Genomic DNA, 15042 nt, shown 5'->3' on the forward strand with positions numbered 1-15042 from the left:
AGAATTGCATGTTGAGAAAACTGTTGCCGCTTGTGCTGCTGACATTGACCGGTGCGGCTGCGGCCGACGAGGCGGATGTCAAGAAGGCGATGGAGGCCAAGCTCGGCGCCAAGGTCGAGAGTGTGACCAAGGCCGGCTATCTCGGCTTGTATGAAGTGTTCTCCGAGGGCAATATCGTCTACACCGACGAAAAGGCAACCGCGTTCATCGTTGGTCCGCTGATCGATGGCAAGACCATGAAGAACGTCACCGAAGAGCGCATGCGCAAACTGACCGCGATCAAGTTCGGCGACCTGCCGCTGGAAAGGGCCATCAAGCAGGTGCGCGGCGACGGCAAGCGCGTGCTGGCAACCTTCGAGGACCCCAATTGCGGTTACTGCAAACGGCTGGCTAAGGATATCCAGAAACTGGAGAACGTCACGATCTACACCTTCCTCTATCCCATTCTCTCAGAAGACTCGGTACGCAAGTCGAAGCAGATCTGGTGCTCGGCCGATCGTGCCAGAGCCTGGAACGACTGGATGGTCGATGGCAAGGCGCCGGCTGGCAAGGAAGACTGCGATACCTCGGCGGTCGGCAAAAATCAGGAGTACGGCCGCAAACTGAACATCTCAGGCACACCGACGATGTTCTTCGGCGATGGCGAACGGGTGCCCGGAGCCATGCCGCTCGCCCGAATCGAGCAGAAACTTGGTCAGGTCCGGTAAACCGGCCGGCGTTTCGCAATAACAGGGCAGCTTCGGCTGCCCTTGTCGTTTCCGGGATCGGCTTCCGGAGGCCGGATCGAGCCCAAAACACCCTCGGTCGTGGGTGAAGAAAATACCACGATGGCATGCCGGTGGCGGCTCCCCACAAATCCACATAACTCCTTATAAGTCACTTTAAGTGTCCATTTGGTCGCCTTTGATTTTTAAGGAAAAATTTTCTCAAAAATCACAATAGCAACGATCTGTAAGTCCTTGTTGTGTAAGTAGAAATTACAAATTCCTCTATTGACTGTGGGGTGTTGATGTTCTAAAGTGGGAAAACGTGTTGAAAAGTGGGTAAACGAGGAGCGAGACGAGGGATGTTCGAAGGGGCGACTGCGCTGAGTCTAGATGCCAAGGGGCGTCTTGCCATACCGGCAAGGCACCGCGAGCCCCTGCTCGCCGCCGCCGAAGGCTCGCTCGTGCTGACCGCGCACCCGCATCGCTGCCTGCTGCTTTATCCCTCGCCGGCCTGGCAGCCGATTCGCGACCAGATTCTCAAGGCTTCCAGCCTCGATACCCGCGCCGCCTCGATCAAGCGCGTCCTGGTCGGTAACGCCCGTACGGAAGAGCTCGATTCGGCCGGCCGCATCCTGGTCGCCCCGGAGCTGCGCGAGTACGCCCATCTGGAAAAGACGGTCTACCTGGTCGGAATGGGCAGCCATTTCGAAATCTGGAGCGAGGCCGGCTGGAAACAGCAGAACGATCTGGCAGCGGAGGCGCTTTCCGGCGATCTGCCGCCGGGCTTTGGAGATCTGGTGCTGTGACCCAGGGTGGCACCCACGTCACGGTGCTGCTCGAAGAGGCGGTTCAAGCGCTGGCGATCAAGGCCGAAGGTGCCTATATGGATGCCACCTTCGGTCGCGGCGGCCACAGCCGGCTGATCCTTTCCGTGCTCAACGAGAAGGGCCGCCTGGTCGCTCTCGACCGCGATCCGCAGGCGATCGCCGCGGGGGCGACGATCAACGATTCCCGGTTTCAACTGGTCCATCGCGCCTTCGGCGAAATTGCCGAGGCGGCAGAAGAGGCTGGCGTGCGGGAGATCGATGGAATTCTGTTTGATGTAGGGGTGTCGTCGCCGCAAATCGACGACGGGGGGCGCGGCTTCAGCTTTCGCCACGATGCGCCGCTCGACATGCGGATGGATGTGACGCAGGGCGAGACGGCGGCCGAGTGGCTGGCGCGGGCCGATATAAGGGACATTACGGAGGTCATTAGAAACTATGGCGAAGAACGGTTTGCTTTCCAGATTGCAAAGAAGGTTGTGGCTGCTCGGCTCGAACAACCTATTGTCACAACAGCTCAGTTCGCGGCCCTCGTACGCGAGACCGTGCGCACCCGTGAGCCAGGGCAGGACCCGGCGACGCGCAGCTTTCAAGCTCTACGGATTCATATCAATCAAGAGCTCCGCCAGCTGGAGATAGCCCTGCCGCAGGCACTTGAGCTGCTCAAGCCGGGCGGGCGGCTGGTCGTGATCTGCTTTCATTCGCTGGAAGACCGTATCGTCAAGAACTTCATGCGCTCCCAGGCCAACGCCGACGATCTGCCCAAGGGCCTGCCCTTGCGTGCGGACCAGTTGCCAAAGCCCAAGCTGCGCCTGATCGGCAAGCAACTAAAGCCGTCGGCGGCGGAAGTCGCTGCCAATCCGCGGGCGCGCAGTGCCGTGATGCGTGTGGCTGAAAAACTGTAATGGTCCGTTTCAACATGATCCTCCTGCTGATTGTCGTGATTTGCGCGCTTGGTGTGGTGACCTCCCAGCACCGCGCGCGCAAGCTCTTTCAGGCCCTGGAAGGGGAGCAGGAGCGGGCACGTCAGCTCGACGTCGAATATGGCCAGTTGCAGCTTGAAATGTCGACCTGGGCCACCCATCCGCGGATCGAGAAGATCGCCCGCGACCGCCTGCACATGGTGACGCCCGATGCGATCGGCCGTGTCGTGCCGCCATCCGTCCCGGGCCCGCTCAAAAAGGCGGGCCACTGATGGTCGTTCGCCGCCGCCCGCAACGAGGCCATCGCTTTACGGAAAGCCCGGTGCTGCAACTGGCGCTGCAGGGCTGGCGTTCGCGCACGGTCGGCCTGTTGTTAATGGTGGCGTTTCTGGCCCTGGTGGCGCGCGGCTTCTATCTGCAAGTGATCAATAACGATTTCCTGCAAGAGAAGGGCGACTCGCGCTATCGCCGCGACATCGAAGTCTCCGCCTCGCGGGGCAAGATTACCGACCGCAATGGCGACATGCTGGCCGTGTCTACACCGATGAAGTCGATCTGGGCCATTCCCGGCGATGCGCGGACCATGGACGCACCGCAGAAGCGGCAACTCGCCGCCCTCCTCGAAATGAGTGTGCGCGAACTTGACGGCAAGATCGCCTCGGACAAGACCTTCGTCTTCGTTAAGCGCCAAGTGCCGCCGGAGACGGCCGACCGCATCGCGGCGCTGAAGCTGCCTGGCGTGCATAACGAAAAGGAATACCGCCGCTATTACCCGACCGGCGACATGACGGCCCATATCGTCGGCTTTACCGGCGTGGACGACAAGGGTCTGGAGGGGGTCGAACTGGCCTTCCAGCAGAGCCTGCTCGGCCGTCCCGGGGCGCGGACCGTGATTCGCGACCGGCGCGGCAATATCGTCGAGGACGTCGGGGCTTTGAAGCCGCCGCAGGATGGCAAGGAAATCCGCCTCGCCCTCGATTCCAAGATCCAGTATCTGGCCTACAGCCATCTGAAGGCAGCAGTCGAAAGTAACAAAGCCAAGGCTGGTGGTGCCATCGTGATCGACACCCGCAACGGCGAAATCCTGGCACTGGCCAACTGGCCGACTTATAACCCGAACAATCGCCAGCATCTCTCAGGAGCCCAGCTGCGCAACCGGGCAATCACCGACACCTTCGAACCGGGGTCGGTGATGAAGCCGTTTACAGCAGCCTTGGCACTGGAAAGGGGCAAGGTGCGCTTCGATACCATAATCAATTGTGCGCCGGGGCGACTGACCATCGGCAGCGCGACCATCTCCGATGCCCACCCGCATGGCGCGCTGACCGTGGCCCAGGTCATCCAGAAATCCTCCAACGTCGGCACGGCCAAGATCGCCCTCGGCTTCCCGCCGCAGGAAATGTGGGAAATGTTCGACAGCGTCGGCTTCGGCCAGATGCCCAACCTCGGCTTTCCGGGCGAGGTCAATGGCCGCCTGCGGCCCTGGAAAAACTGGCGCCCGATCGAGCAGGCAACGATGTCCTACGGTCACGGCATTGCCGTCAGCCTGGTTCAACTGGCGCGGGCCTACACGGTCTTCGCACACGATGGCGAGCTGATGCCGCTGTCGCTGATTCGCCTCGAAGACGCACCGGTACGTGGAGTCCGCGTCTTCTCGCCGCAGACCTCGCGCGAAGTGCGGGCGATGCTCGAAATGGCCGTCCAGCCGGAAGGTACGGCGCCGAAAGCGCGGGTTCCCGGCTATCGGGTCGGCGGCAAGACCGGTACCGCCTACAAGATTGAAGGCGGGGTCTATGCCCGCAAGTACATTGCCTCGTTTGTCGGTATCGCGCCGATCAGCGATCCGCGCCTGGTCGTCGCCGTGATGATCGACGAGCCGACCGGCGGCGCCCACTACGGCGGCGATGTCGCCGGTCCGGCCTTCTCGCAGATTACCGGTGGCGCCCTGCGCACCCTGGGTATCGTGCCGGATGCGCCGATCCAGGTGGCTGAGGCAGCGCTGGGGAAGGGCAGCTTGTGAGCACACCACGCGAAATTCTCGACCGTCTCGCCGCGCTCGGCATCGAACAGAGTGGTGTCGCCGACGACAGTCGCCAGGTCCAGGCCGGCGATCTCTTCCTCGCCTACCCCGGTGATCTGGCCGATGGTCGCCGTTATATCGGCGATGCCATTGCCCGCGGGGCGGTAGCCGTAGCCTGGCAACCGGGTGGCGAATTCGCCTGGAATGCCGGCTGGCAAGTTCCCAACCTGGCGGTCGACGCCCTGCGTCCTCTGGCCGGGCCGCTCGCCCATGCCGTCTATGGCCACCCCAGCGAAGGCCTGTCGCTGATCGCGATCACCGGGACCAATGGCAAGACGACGATCAGTCAGTGCATTGCCAGCGCCTATCCGAAACCCTGCGCCATCATCGGCACTTTGGGCGCCGGCTTTCCGGATGGTCTGGTCGATACCGGTTTCACGACCCCGGAAGCGACGACCCTGATGCGCTACCTCGCCCGCTTCCGCGCCGAGCACGCAGTCGCCTGCGCCCTCGAGGCCAGTTCGATCGGCATCCAGGAAGGCCGGCTGAACGGGGCGCGCGTCGATGTCGCGGTATTCACCAACATCACCCGCGACCACCTCGACTATCACGGCACAATGGATGCCTATGCCGCCGCCAAGGCCAGGCTCTTCGCCTGGCCGCGGCTGCGCACGGCGATCATCAACTTGGACGATGAATTCGGCCTGAAACTGGTGCGCGAGACGACCGCCATGCGTGTGCTGGGCTATGCTATCGGCGAGCCGCGCCGCGATTTTCCGGCCCATGTCCGCGCCGAAAACTTGGTCGATACCCCTTTCGGCCAGCGTTTCACCCTGATTCTGCCGAATGGCCGGGGCACGGTCGATACCGGGCTGGTCGGCCGCTACAACATCTCCAACCTGCTCGCCGTCGCTGCCGTCCTGCACGATGCTGGCGTCTCGGTCCAGGAAGTCGTGCGCCGCCTCTCCGAACTGACCCCGCCGCCCGGCCGCATGGAGCGTGTCGGCGGGAATGGCGAACCGCTTGTCGTCGTCGATTACTCGCATACGCCGGATGCGCTGGACAATGCGCTGACCGCCCTGCGCGATGTCGTCACCCCGCGTGGCGGTCGCCTGTGCGTCGTCTTCGGTTGCGGCGGCGATCGCGACAAGGGCAAGCGTCCGCTGATGGGCGGCGTCGCCGAGCAGAAGGCCGACCGCGTGCTGGTGACCAGCGACAACCCGCGCAGCGAAGTGCCGCAGGCCATCATTGACGACATCCTGGCTGGCATGACGCATGCCGAAGTCGAAGTCGACCGGGCCGTGGCCATCCGCCGGGCGGTATGCGAAGCCGATGCCCGCGATGTGATCCTGCTTGCCGGCAAAGGCCACGAAACCTATCAAGAGGTGAGCGGCGTCCGCACCCCATTTTCCGATATCGAGCAGGCGCAGGCCGCGTTGGCCCTGCGTCGCTCCGCACAGGAGGGAAAGGCCGTATGAACTGGCTGCTCTCGCAAGTTGCTGTAGCGGTCGATGGCCGCCTGACCGGCCCGGACCTCGCCGTGTCCGGTGTCTCCACCGATACCCGAGGTATCGGCCCCGGGCAGTTGTTCATCGCCTTGCGCGGTGAGCGTTTCGATGCCCACGATTTTCTTGCCCCGGCTGTGGCCAGCGGCGCCGCAGCTCTGATGGTGGCCGATGAAAGCAAGCTGCCGGCGGGTGTCACGGCCGTCATCGTCGACGATACGCGACTCGCACTCGGCCGCCTCGCCGCCGCCTGGCGGCGCAGTTTCCAGTTGCCGGTGATCGCCGTCACCGGCTCCAACGGCAAGACGACGACCAAGGAAATGATCGCCGTCATCCTCAAGGCCCAGTTTGGCGATGATGTGCTGGCGACGCGCGGCAACTTCAACAACGACATCGGTCTGCCGCTCACCCTGCTCGGCCTGCATGCCGGGCACCGGGCCGCGGTGATCGAAATGGGTATGAATCATCCGGGCGAGATCGGCTATCTGGCTCCGATCGGCGCGCCAACCGTGGCGCTGGTCACCAACGCCCAACGCGCCCACCTCGAAGGGATGGGCGACCTCGATGAAGTTGCCCGCGAAAAGGGCAGCATCTTTGGCGGCTTGGACGCCAACGGCATCGCAGTCGTCAATGCCGATGATTGCTACGCCGAGGCCTGGCGCGAAATGGCCGCTCCGCATGCGGTTTGCACTTTCGGGGTCGATCAGGCCGCCGACGTTTACGGCAAGGTGCATCAACATGGCCTGGAAACCGCCCTCGAATTGAGCGCCCCGGCGGGCTCGGCGAGCATCCGTCTGCGCATTGCTGGTCGCCACAACGCCCGTAATGCGGTAGCCGCCGCCGCCGCCTGTCTCGCCGCCGGTCTGCCGTTGACCGCAGTGATCGCCGGGCTGGAAAGCTTCGCCGGCGTCAAGGGCCGTCTGCAACGGCGCGCCGGCAACAAGGGTGCCGAAATTCTGGACGACACCTACAACGCCAATCCGGACTCGGTCCGCGCCGGAATCGACGTGCTCGCCGCCACCATCGGCCGCAAGCTGCTGGTCCTCGGCGACATGGGTGAAATCGGCGAGGCCAGCGGCCAGTATCACGATGAAATCGGCGGCTATGCCAAGAGCCAAGGCATCGATCGCCTGTTCGCCCTGGGCGACGCCGCGCAGCAGGCGGTGCGCAACTTCGGTGAGGGGGCCAAGCATTACTGCAATGTCGAAAAACTGATTGCCGCCGTCGACAAGGAACTCGGTCCGGATACCACGGTGCTGGTCAAGGGGTCGCGCTTCATGAAAATGGAACGGGTGGCGGATGCCCTGGCCGTGGCGGCCACCCCCGAGGAGAAAAACTGATGCTGCTGGCGTTGACCCAATGGCTCGCCCAGGACGTGCGCTTTTTCAACGTCTTCAATTACATCACCCTGCGCACCGTGCTCGCCGCGATGACCGCGCTGCTGATTTCCTTCGCCGCCGGGCCGGGCGTGATCCGCTGGCTGGCGGCCAAGAAGATCGGCCAGGCGGTGCGCGCCGACGGCCCGCAGACCCACCTCGTGAAGTCTGGCACGCCGACCATGGGCGGCGTGCTGATCCTGATCGCTATCGCCATCACGACCCTGCTCTGGGGCGACCTGACCAATAAATACGTGTGGACCGTGCTCGTCGTGACCCTCGGCTACGGCATCGTCGGCTGGTACGACGACTGGAAGAAAGTCGTCTACCGCGATCCGAAAGGCCTGTCGGCCAAGTGGAAGTATTTCTGGCAGTCGGTGCTCGGCATCGGCGCCGCGCTGTTCCTCGCCTTCTCGGCCAAGTCCGGCGCCGAAACCCAGCTCATCGTGCCCTTCTTCAAGACGGTCGCCTATCCCTTGGGCATCATCGGCTTCATCACGCTGACGTATTTCGTGATCGTCGGCACCAGCAATGCGGTTAATTTGACCGACGGCCTCGACGGCCTGGCGATCATGCCAACCGTCATGATCGCCTCGGCCTTTGCGCTGTTCGCCTACGTCACCGGCCACGCGGTCTATGCCAAATATCTGCTGATTCCCTACGTGCCGGGGGCTGGGGAACTCTGCATCCTGCTCGGCGCGATCGCCGGGGCCGGGCTCGGCTTCCTGTGGTTCAACGCCTATCCGGCCGAAGTCTTCATGGGCGATGTCGGCGCCCTGGCTCTCGGCGCGGCGCTCGGTACCGTGGCGGTGATCATTCGCCAGGAAATCGTGCTGTTGATCATGGGCGGCGTCTTCGTCGTCGAAACCCTGTCGGTCATGCTGCAAGTCAGCTGGTTCAAATACACCAAGAAAAAATACGGCGAGGGCCGGCGCATCCTGCGCATGGCGCCGCTGCATCACCACTTCGAACAAACCGGCTGGAAGGAGACGCAGGTCGTCGTCCGCTTCTGGATCATCACCATCATGCTCGTGCTGGTCGGGCTTTCGTCGTTGAAATTGCGCTGATGGAACTCAAGGGAAAACGCGTTCTGGTCGTCGGGCTCGGTGAGTCCGGGCTGGCGATGGCCAAGTGGCTGCATCGTCAGGGCGCGTTCGTCCGCGTTGCCGATTCGCGCGCCAACCCGCCGAACCTGCCGGCACTGGCCGCCGTCGCGCCGCAGGCGGAGGTCATCGCCGGGCCGTTCGCCGCCGCCACTTTTGCCGGCCTTGACCTGATCGCCCTGTCGCCGGGCGTGCCCAAGGCAACACCCGAGATCGCCGCCGCCGGTGTGCCGGTGATTTCCGAAATCGAATTGTTCGCCGCCGGCGTGCGCGACCAAGCGCCCGCTTCGCAGCTCATCGCCATCACCGGCAGCAACGGCAAGACGACTACTACGGCCTTGACCGCTCACCTGCTAAACGGCGCCGGCGTGCCGGCCATTGCCTGCGGCAACATCTCGCCGTCGGCCCTCGATGCCCTGATGGATGCCCAGGATGCTGGCGCCTTGCCCGAGGTATGGGTGGTCGAACTGTCGAGTTTCCAGCTTGAAACGACGCACCACCTGAATGCCAGGGCGGCGACCGTGCTCAATGTTTCGGAAGACCACCTCGACCGTTACGACGGCAGCCTGGCTAATTACGCTGCCGCCAAATCCCGCGTCTTCCAGGGCAAGGGCATCATGGTGCTGAATCGCGACGACGATTGGTCGATGGCCAATGGCCGTTGCGGGCGGACGCTAGTCACTTTCGGCCTGAATCCGGCACCGCGCGGCGTCGATTACGGCTATGCCGACGGTGCCATCTGGCGCGGCAAGGAAAAGCTCGTCGGGCTGGCTGACCTGAAACTGTCCGGCCTGCACAATGCCGCCAACGCGATGGCCGCGCTCGCTCTCTGTGAAGCGGTCGGCGTTGAAGCGGCCCGCCTGATCGGTCCGCTGAAGGCTTTCGCCGGTCTGCCGCACCGTGTCGAAACCGTGGCCGAAATCTCCGGTGTCCTTTACGTCGACGATTCGAAGGGCACCAATGTCGGCGCCACGCTGGCCGCCATCGAAGGTATGGGTCGCAAGGTCGCTATCGTCCTCGGCGGCGACGGCAAAGGCCAGGATTTCTCGCCGCTCAAGCCGGCACTGGAAAAGCATGGTCGTGCCGTGGCCCTGATCGGCCGCGACGCCGCCGCCATCGGCATGGCCCTCGAAGGCAGCGGTGTCCCGACCCGGATTCTCGGCGACATGGACGCCGCCGTGCGCTGGCTGACCGCCCAGGCCATGGCCGGCGATTGCGTGCTGCTTTCCCCGGCCTGCGCCAGCCTCGACATGTACCGCAACTACGCGCATCGGGCCGAGGCCTTCATCGACGCGGTGAAGGGCTTGTCGTCATGATGATCGGCGCCCTCGACACCCCGCGTCGCCAGGTGGCCGAGATCGACTACGCCCTGCTGTGGAGCGTCTTGATCCTGCTCTTCGCCGGGCTGGTGATGGTCTATTCGGCCTCGATCGCAACTGCCGAGGGCGGGCGCTTCACCGGCCACCAGCCGGCCTACTACCTGGTCCGCCATGGCATTTTCCTGTGTATCGGCCTGGTCGCGGCCGCCGTTGCCTTCCAGGTGCCCCTGTCGCTATGGCAGAAAAATGCGCCTTACCTGTTCATGATCGGGGTCGTGCTGCTCGCCATCGTGCTTATCCCCGGCATCGGCCGTGACGTCAATGGCGCCCGCCGTTGGCTGCCGCTCGGCTTTGCCAATCTGCAGCCGTCGGAACTGATGAAGCTGTTCGCCGCGCTTTACGCCGCCGATTACACCGTGCGCAAGATCAACGTCATGCACGACCTGAAACAGGCCTTCCTGCCGATGTTCGGCGCGATGGCCATCGTCGGCATGCTGCTCCTCAAGGAGCCGGACTTCGGCGCCTTCGTCGTCATCATCTCGATCTCGATCGGCATTCTTTTCCTTGGTGGCTTGAAGGCGCGGCTGTTCGCCCTGCTCGTCATTGGCCTGTTGATTGCCTTCGCCTTGCTGATCATCGTCTCGCCTTACCGGCGCGATCGCATCTTCGGTTTCATGGACCCCTGGGCCGATGCCTTCGGGCGTGGCTACCAGCTCTCGCATTCGCTGATCGCCTTTGGACGTGGCGAACTGTTCGGGGTCGGCCTCGGTGGCAGCCTCGAGAAGCTGTTCTACTTGCCCGAGGCGCATACCGACTTCCTGCTTGCCGTGATCGCCGAGGAACTTGGCTTTTTCGGCGTGCTGGCAGTGATCGGGCTGTTCGCGCTGGTCGTCCAGCGGGCCTTCGCCATCGGCCGCCAGTGCGTCCAGCTCGATCGCCTGTATCCGGCGCTGGTCGCCATGGGGCTCGGCATCTGGATCGGCGTTCAGTCCTTCATCAATATGGGCGTCAATATGGGCCTGCTGCCGACCAAGGGCCTGACTCTGCCGCTGATGAGCTTCGGCGGCTCGGGCATTCTCGCCAACTGCGTGGCGATGGCGATCCTTTTGCGGGTTGACTGGGAGAACCGGCAACTCATGAGAGGCGGAAAACTATGAGCAAGACCATCATGATCATGGCCGGCGGTACCGGCGGCCACATCTTCCCGGCGCTGGCCGTTGCCGACAAGATGCGCCAGCGCAGCTGGAACGTCGTCTGGCTGGGTAATCCGGATGGCATGGAGGCCCGCCTGGTGCCGCAGCACGGCTATCAAATGGTCTGGCTGAAATTCAGCGCCTTGCGCGGCAAGGGTATCCTCAGGAAGCTGCTGCTGCCCTTCAACCTGTTGCGCGGCTTCTGGCAGGCGCAAAAGGTCATCCGCCAGGTGCGGCCCGATGTCGTGCTCGGTATGGGCGGCTACATCACCTTTCCGGGCGGCATGATGGCCTCGCTGCTCAACAAGCCACTAGTCATCCACGAACAGAATTCGGTGGCCGGGCTGGCCAACCGTGTGCTGGCCAGCGTTGCCGACCGCATCGTGAGTGGCTTCCCAGATGTCCTGAATAAGGGCATTTGGGCCGGCAACCCGGTACGGGATGAGATTGCACGCATCGCTCCGCCGGCCGAGCGTTTTGCCGAACGGACAGGCGCACTCCGTCTGCTGGTCATCGGCGGCAGTCTGGGGGCGCAGGCGCTGAACGAAGTGGTGCCGCAAGGCCTCGCCATGCTGGGCGAAAGCGATCAGCCGCAAATCGTCCACCAAGCCGGCGAAAAGCATCTCGAGGCGCTCAAGGCAGCCTATGCGGCAGTCGGCGTCCAGGCTCACTGCGTTTCCTTCATCGAGGACATGGCCGGGGCCTACGAATGGGCCGATCTGGTGATCTGCCGGGCCGGCGCCCTGACCGTGGCCGAACTGGCGGCGGCCGGCGTGGCCAGCATCCTGGTGCCTTTCCCGCATGCGGTCGATGACCACCAGACCGGCAATGCCAAATTCCTGGTCAATGTCGGCGGCGCCTTCCTGCTGCCGCAATCCGAATTGACCCCGGAGAGCATTGCGTTGATCCGCAACTACAGCCGCAGCCAGCTGCTGGAAATGGCCGAAAAGGCTCGCAGCCTGGCCAAACCCGATGCCACCGAAGAAGTGGCGAATATTTGTGCGGAGAGCGCGAAATGAAACACAAGGTCAAACACATCCACTTCGTCGGCGTCGGCGGCTCGGGCATGAGCGGCATCGCCGAAGTGCTGGCCCACCTTGGCTATACGGTCAGCGGATCCGATATTGCGGCCAGCGCGACGACCCGGCGCCTTGAAGGCGAGGGCATCCGGGTGGTGATTGGACATGCCGCGGAAAACATTCGGGGCGCCCAGGCGGTGGTCGTATCGACGGCGGTCAAGGCCGACAACCCGGAAGTTGCCGCCGCCCGCGAGAGCAAGATTCCGGTCGTGCCGCGCGCCCAGATGCTGGCCGAGCTGATGCGCCTCAAGCGTGGCATCGCCATCGCCGGCACCCATGGCAAGACGACAACGACCAGCCTGGTGGCCACCATCCTGGCCGAAGGCGGCATCGATCCGACCTTCGTCATCGGCGGCCGGCTCAATGCGGCTGGGGCCAACGCCCGCTTGGGCAGCGGCGAGTTCCTGGTGGCCGAGGCCGACGAATCGGATGCCTCCTTCCTGTTCCTGTCGCCGGTTCTTTCGGTGGTCACCAACATCGACGCCGACCACATGGAAACCTACGGTCACGACTTCGAGCGCCTCAAGGGCGCTTTCGTCGAATTCCTGAACCGCCTGCCGTTCTACGGCGTCGCCGTGCTTTGCGCCGACGATCCGAACGTGCGCGCCATCATGCCGCAGGTCGCCAAGCAGATCGTTACCTACGGTCTGACGCCGGGCTGCAATTTCTACGCCGAAAACGTCGTCGCCGCTGACGGCCAGATGCGTTTCGACTGCGTGCGGGTCAATGGCACGACCAGCCGCCTGTCGATCACGCTCAACACGCCGGGTCTGCACAACGTGCTCAACGCACTGGCGGCAATCGCCGTCGCCACCGAGTTGCAAGTCGCCGACGCAGCCATCATCAAGGCGCTCGCCGAGTTCAAGGGCGTCGGTCGGCGCTTCCAGCGCTACGGCGAAGTCGCCCTGCCGGCCGGCGGCAGCTTCACGCTGGTCGACGACTACGGCCATCACCCGGTCGAGATGGCGGCAACCCTGGCCGCCGCCCGCGGCGCCTTCCCTGGCCGCCGCCTGGTGCTGGCCTTCCAGCCGCACCGCTACACGCGGACGCGCGACTGTTTCGAAGATTTCGTCAAGGTGCTGTCCACGACCGACGTGCTGCTGCTGGCCGAAATCTACGCCGCCGGCGAAGCGCCGATCGTCGCCGCCGACGGCCGTTCGCTGGCCCGCGCCTTGCGCGTCGCCGGCAAGGTCGAGCCGGTGTTCGTCGAAGATATCGCGGCCATGCCGCAAACGATCATGGATGTCGCCCGCGACGGCGACGTGGTGTTGTGCATGGGCGCCGGCTCGATCGGCGCCGTTCCGGGCAAGGTGGTGGAGTTCAAATGAGCGGTTTCGGCAAAGTTGCAGTTCTTTTCGGCGGCACCTCCGCCGAGCGCGAGGTTTCCCTGAACAGTGGTTCGCGGGTGCTGGCCGCGCTGCAGGGCCAGGGCATCGACGCCCACCCCTTCGATCCGGCCACCCAGCCTCTCGACGCGTTGAAAGGCTATGACCGCGCTTTCATCGCGTTGCACGGTCGTCATGGCGAGGACGGCACCATCCAGGGCGCGCTGGAAGTCATGCACATTCCCTACACCGGTTCCGGCGTGCTGGCCTCGGCGCTGGCCATGGACAAGTTCCGCACCAAGCTGATGTGGCAGGCGGCCGGGCTGCCGATCCCCGACTACGCGCTACTCAATGCCGATTCGGATTTCGCCGATATCGAGGAAGAACTCGGCCTGCCGATTTTCGTCAAGCCGGCGCATGAAGGGTCGTCGATCGGCATCAGCAAGGTCAAGGAGCGCGACACGCTGCACCTCGCCTATGCCGAAGCCGCCAAGTACGACCCGCTGGTTATCGCCGAGAAGGGCGTGATGGGTGGCGAATACACGGTCGGCATCATCGGCCGCGGCGACGACATGGTGGCCTTGCCGATCATCAAGATCGAACCGGCAACCGACTGGTACGACTACGAAGCCAAATACAACCGCGACGACACGCGCTACCAGTGTCCCTGCGGCTTGCCTGAGGCCAAGGAGGTGGAAATCCGTAGGGGTGCCCTGGAAGCCTTCCGCATCCTCGGCGGACGCGGCTGGGGGCGGGTCGATTTCCTGATGGACGAGGCCGGCAATCACTATTTCCTGGAAGTAAACACCGCTCCGGGCATGACCGATCATTCGCTGGTGCCGATGGCGGCGCGGGTCAGCGGCATGGACTACCCGACGCTTGTGCGCCGCGTGCTCGAACTGGCCGCCAACGACTGAGCCGATGAATGTGGAACAAACCGCACCTTTTGAACGCGCTCGCCGACCTGCTGATGCTGGTTGCCGGTGCTGCGTTGCTGGCCGCCGCGGCGGTCTGGCTGGTGCGCGTGCCATCGTTGCCGGTGCGCCAGGTGGTGTTTGCCGAGCCATTGCTCCATACGCGGCGCCTGGAAGTCGAACAAATTCTGCCTTCGGCGTTGAAGGGGAACTTCTTCAGCCTGAACCTGGAAACCGTGCGCAGTACGCTGGAAAGACTGCCCTGGGTGCGCAAGGTCAATGTCCGGCGCATCTGGCCGGCCAAGCTCGAGGTCCGGGTCGAGGAACACAAGCCGGTGGCGCGCTGGGGCGAGGGCCGTGGCGAACTGGTCAACAGCTACGGCGAGGTCTTCGCGGTGCTGGCCGGGGCCGAGGAAATGGCGACCTTGCCGCTGTTGTACGGACCGCAGGGCACGGCCAACGAGGTCCTGAAGCGTTATGGCGAGTTGGTGGGTTCGTTCGCGGCAGTCGGCGAAAAGCCGGTGCAGGTGATCCTGTCGCCGCGTCTGGCCTGGCAGTTGAAGCTCGAGAGCGGGATGTTGTTGAACATGGGGCGGGAGCAGCCGAAAGCGCCGGTGGGCGTGCGTCTGCAGCGATTTATCGAGGTTTATCCGGAAACCGTCGCCAACCGGGCTGTACGTCCGGCCGTGGTGGATTTGCGGTATCCGAACGGCTTTGCGATGCGAGTCGCGAGCGAGGGGAAGGGAAAGTAGGC

Annotated in this window: 14 protein-coding genes; all 14 read left to right on the plus strand. The window is 63.8% G+C overall.

Annotation, left to right across the window (positions count from 1 at the left end; translation table 11 throughout):
- The first annotated feature begins 8 nt into the window (after positions 1-8).
- The 14 genes from NQE15_RS06300 (at position 9) to NQE15_RS06365 (ending at position 15040) form a co-directional block, all read left to right on the plus strand.
- Positions 9-707 carry a DsbC family protein gene (locus NQE15_RS06300; protein WP_265947592.1) on the plus strand — a complete coding sequence of 233 codons (699 nt, stop codon included), beginning with the start codon at positions 9-11 and terminating at the stop codon, positions 705-707.
- 359 nt (positions 708-1066) lie between these two features.
- Positions 1067-1513 carry a division/cell wall cluster transcriptional repressor MraZ gene (gene mraZ, locus NQE15_RS06305; protein ID WP_265947594.1) on the plus strand — a complete coding sequence of 149 codons (447 nt, stop codon included), beginning with the start codon at positions 1067-1069 and terminating at the stop codon, positions 1511-1513.
- A complete protein-coding gene (gene rsmH / locus NQE15_RS06310; protein WP_265947596.1) occupies positions 1510-2436 on the plus strand; it encodes a 16S rRNA (cytosine(1402)-N(4))-methyltransferase RsmH in 927 nt (308 codons plus the stop codon). Before mraZ ends, rsmH begins: the two co-directional genes overlap by 4 nt.
- On the plus strand, positions 2436-2726 hold the full coding sequence (gene ftsL / locus NQE15_RS06315; RefSeq protein ID WP_265947598.1) for a cell division protein FtsL: 291 nt from the start codon (positions 2436-2438) through the stop codon (positions 2724-2726). The genes rsmH and ftsL overlap by 1 nt, the downstream gene beginning before the upstream one ends.
- The gene (locus NQE15_RS06320; RefSeq protein WP_265947599.1) at positions 2726-4474 is read left to right on the plus strand and encodes a peptidoglycan D,D-transpeptidase FtsI family protein; all 1749 of its coding nucleotides are present in this window, start codon (positions 2726-2728) and stop codon (positions 4472-4474) included. Before ftsL ends, NQE15_RS06320 begins: the two co-directional genes overlap by 1 nt.
- Complete coding sequence (locus NQE15_RS06325; RefSeq protein WP_265947601.1) at positions 4471-5952, plus strand: UDP-N-acetylmuramoyl-L-alanyl-D-glutamate--2,6-diaminopimelate ligase; 1482 nt, start codon at positions 4471-4473, stop codon at positions 5950-5952. Before NQE15_RS06320 ends, NQE15_RS06325 begins: the two co-directional genes overlap by 4 nt.
- Positions 5949-7319 carry a UDP-N-acetylmuramoyl-tripeptide--D-alanyl-D-alanine ligase gene (locus NQE15_RS06330; protein WP_265947603.1) on the plus strand — a complete coding sequence of 457 codons (1371 nt, stop codon included), beginning with the start codon at positions 5949-5951 and terminating at the stop codon, positions 7317-7319. Before NQE15_RS06325 ends, NQE15_RS06330 begins: the two co-directional genes overlap by 4 nt.
- Positions 7319-8422: a phospho-N-acetylmuramoyl-pentapeptide-transferase gene (gene mraY / locus NQE15_RS06335; protein WP_265947605.1), complete on the plus strand. Its 1104-nt coding sequence runs from the start codon at positions 7319-7321 to the stop codon at positions 8420-8422. Before NQE15_RS06330 ends, mraY begins: the two co-directional genes overlap by 1 nt.
- Complete coding sequence (gene murD, locus NQE15_RS06340; protein ID WP_265947606.1) at positions 8422-9774, plus strand: UDP-N-acetylmuramoyl-L-alanine--D-glutamate ligase; 1353 nt, start codon at positions 8422-8424, stop codon at positions 9772-9774. The genes mraY and murD overlap by 1 nt, the downstream gene beginning before the upstream one ends.
- A complete protein-coding gene (ftsW, locus tag NQE15_RS06345) occupies positions 9771-10934 on the plus strand; it encodes a putative lipid II flippase FtsW (RefSeq protein WP_265947607.1) in 1164 nt (387 codons plus the stop codon). The genes murD and ftsW overlap by 4 nt, the downstream gene beginning before the upstream one ends.
- On the plus strand, positions 10931-11989 hold the full coding sequence (murG, locus tag NQE15_RS06350) for an undecaprenyldiphospho-muramoylpentapeptide beta-N-acetylglucosaminyltransferase (protein ID WP_265947609.1): 1059 nt from the start codon (positions 10931-10933) through the stop codon (positions 11987-11989). Before ftsW ends, murG begins: the two co-directional genes overlap by 4 nt.
- Positions 11986-13377: a UDP-N-acetylmuramate--L-alanine ligase gene (gene murC, locus NQE15_RS06355; protein ID WP_265947611.1), complete on the plus strand. Its 1392-nt coding sequence runs from the start codon at positions 11986-11988 to the stop codon at positions 13375-13377. The genes murG and murC overlap by 4 nt, the downstream gene beginning before the upstream one ends.
- Positions 13374-14291, plus strand: a complete 918-nt coding sequence (locus tag NQE15_RS06360) for a D-alanine--D-alanine ligase (RefSeq protein ID WP_265947613.1) — start codon at positions 13374-13376, stop codon at positions 14289-14291. The genes murC and NQE15_RS06360 overlap by 4 nt, the downstream gene beginning before the upstream one ends.
- Before the next feature lie 8 nt (positions 14292-14299).
- Positions 14300-15040, plus strand: a complete 741-nt coding sequence (locus tag NQE15_RS06365; protein WP_265947615.1) for a cell division protein FtsQ/DivIB — start codon at positions 14300-14302, stop codon at positions 15038-15040.
- Positions 15041-15042 lie beyond the last annotated feature (2 nt).

Source organism: Dechloromonas sp. A34, assembly GCF_026261605.1.
Lineage (GTDB): Bacteria > Pseudomonadota > Gammaproteobacteria > Burkholderiales > Rhodocyclaceae > Azonexus.

What these genes read in the sequence shown, in the direction of transcription:
- NQE15_RS06300 (WP_265947592.1), top strand. Translation starts at nt 9, where the DNA reads ATGTTGAGAAAACTGTTGCCGCTTGTGCTGCTGACATTGACCGGTGCG.
- mraZ (WP_265947594.1), top strand. Translation starts at nt 1,067, where the DNA reads ATGTTCGAAGGGGCGACTGCGCTGAGTCTAGATGCCAAGGGGCGTCTT.
- ftsL (WP_265947598.1), top strand. Translation starts at nt 2,436, where the DNA reads ATGGTCCGTTTCAACATGATCCTCCTGCTGATTGTCGTGATTTGCGCG.
- NQE15_RS06320 (WP_265947599.1), top strand. Translation starts at nt 2,726, where the DNA reads ATGGTCGTTCGCCGCCGCCCGCAACGAGGCCATCGCTTTACGGAAAGC.
- NQE15_RS06330 (WP_265947603.1), top strand. Translation starts at nt 5,949, where the DNA reads ATGAACTGGCTGCTCTCGCAAGTTGCTGTAGCGGTCGATGGCCGCCTG.
- mraY (WP_265947605.1), top strand. Translation starts at nt 7,319, where the DNA reads ATGCTGCTGGCGTTGACCCAATGGCTCGCCCAGGACGTGCGCTTTTTC.
- murD (WP_265947606.1), top strand. Translation starts at nt 8,422, where the DNA reads ATGGAACTCAAGGGAAAACGCGTTCTGGTCGTCGGGCTCGGTGAGTCC.
- ftsW (WP_265947607.1), top strand. Translation starts at nt 9,771, where the DNA reads ATGATGATCGGCGCCCTCGACACCCCGCGTCGCCAGGTGGCCGAGATC.
- murG (WP_265947609.1), top strand. Translation starts at nt 10,931, where the DNA reads ATGAGCAAGACCATCATGATCATGGCCGGCGGTACCGGCGGCCACATC.
- murC (WP_265947611.1), top strand. Translation starts at nt 11,986, where the DNA reads ATGAAACACAAGGTCAAACACATCCACTTCGTCGGCGTCGGCGGCTCG.
- NQE15_RS06360 (WP_265947613.1), top strand. Translation starts at nt 13,374, where the DNA reads ATGAGCGGTTTCGGCAAAGTTGCAGTTCTTTTCGGCGGCACCTCCGCC.
- NQE15_RS06365 (WP_265947615.1), top strand. Translation starts at nt 14,300, where the DNA reads ATGTGGAACAAACCGCACCTTTTGAACGCGCTCGCCGACCTGCTGATG.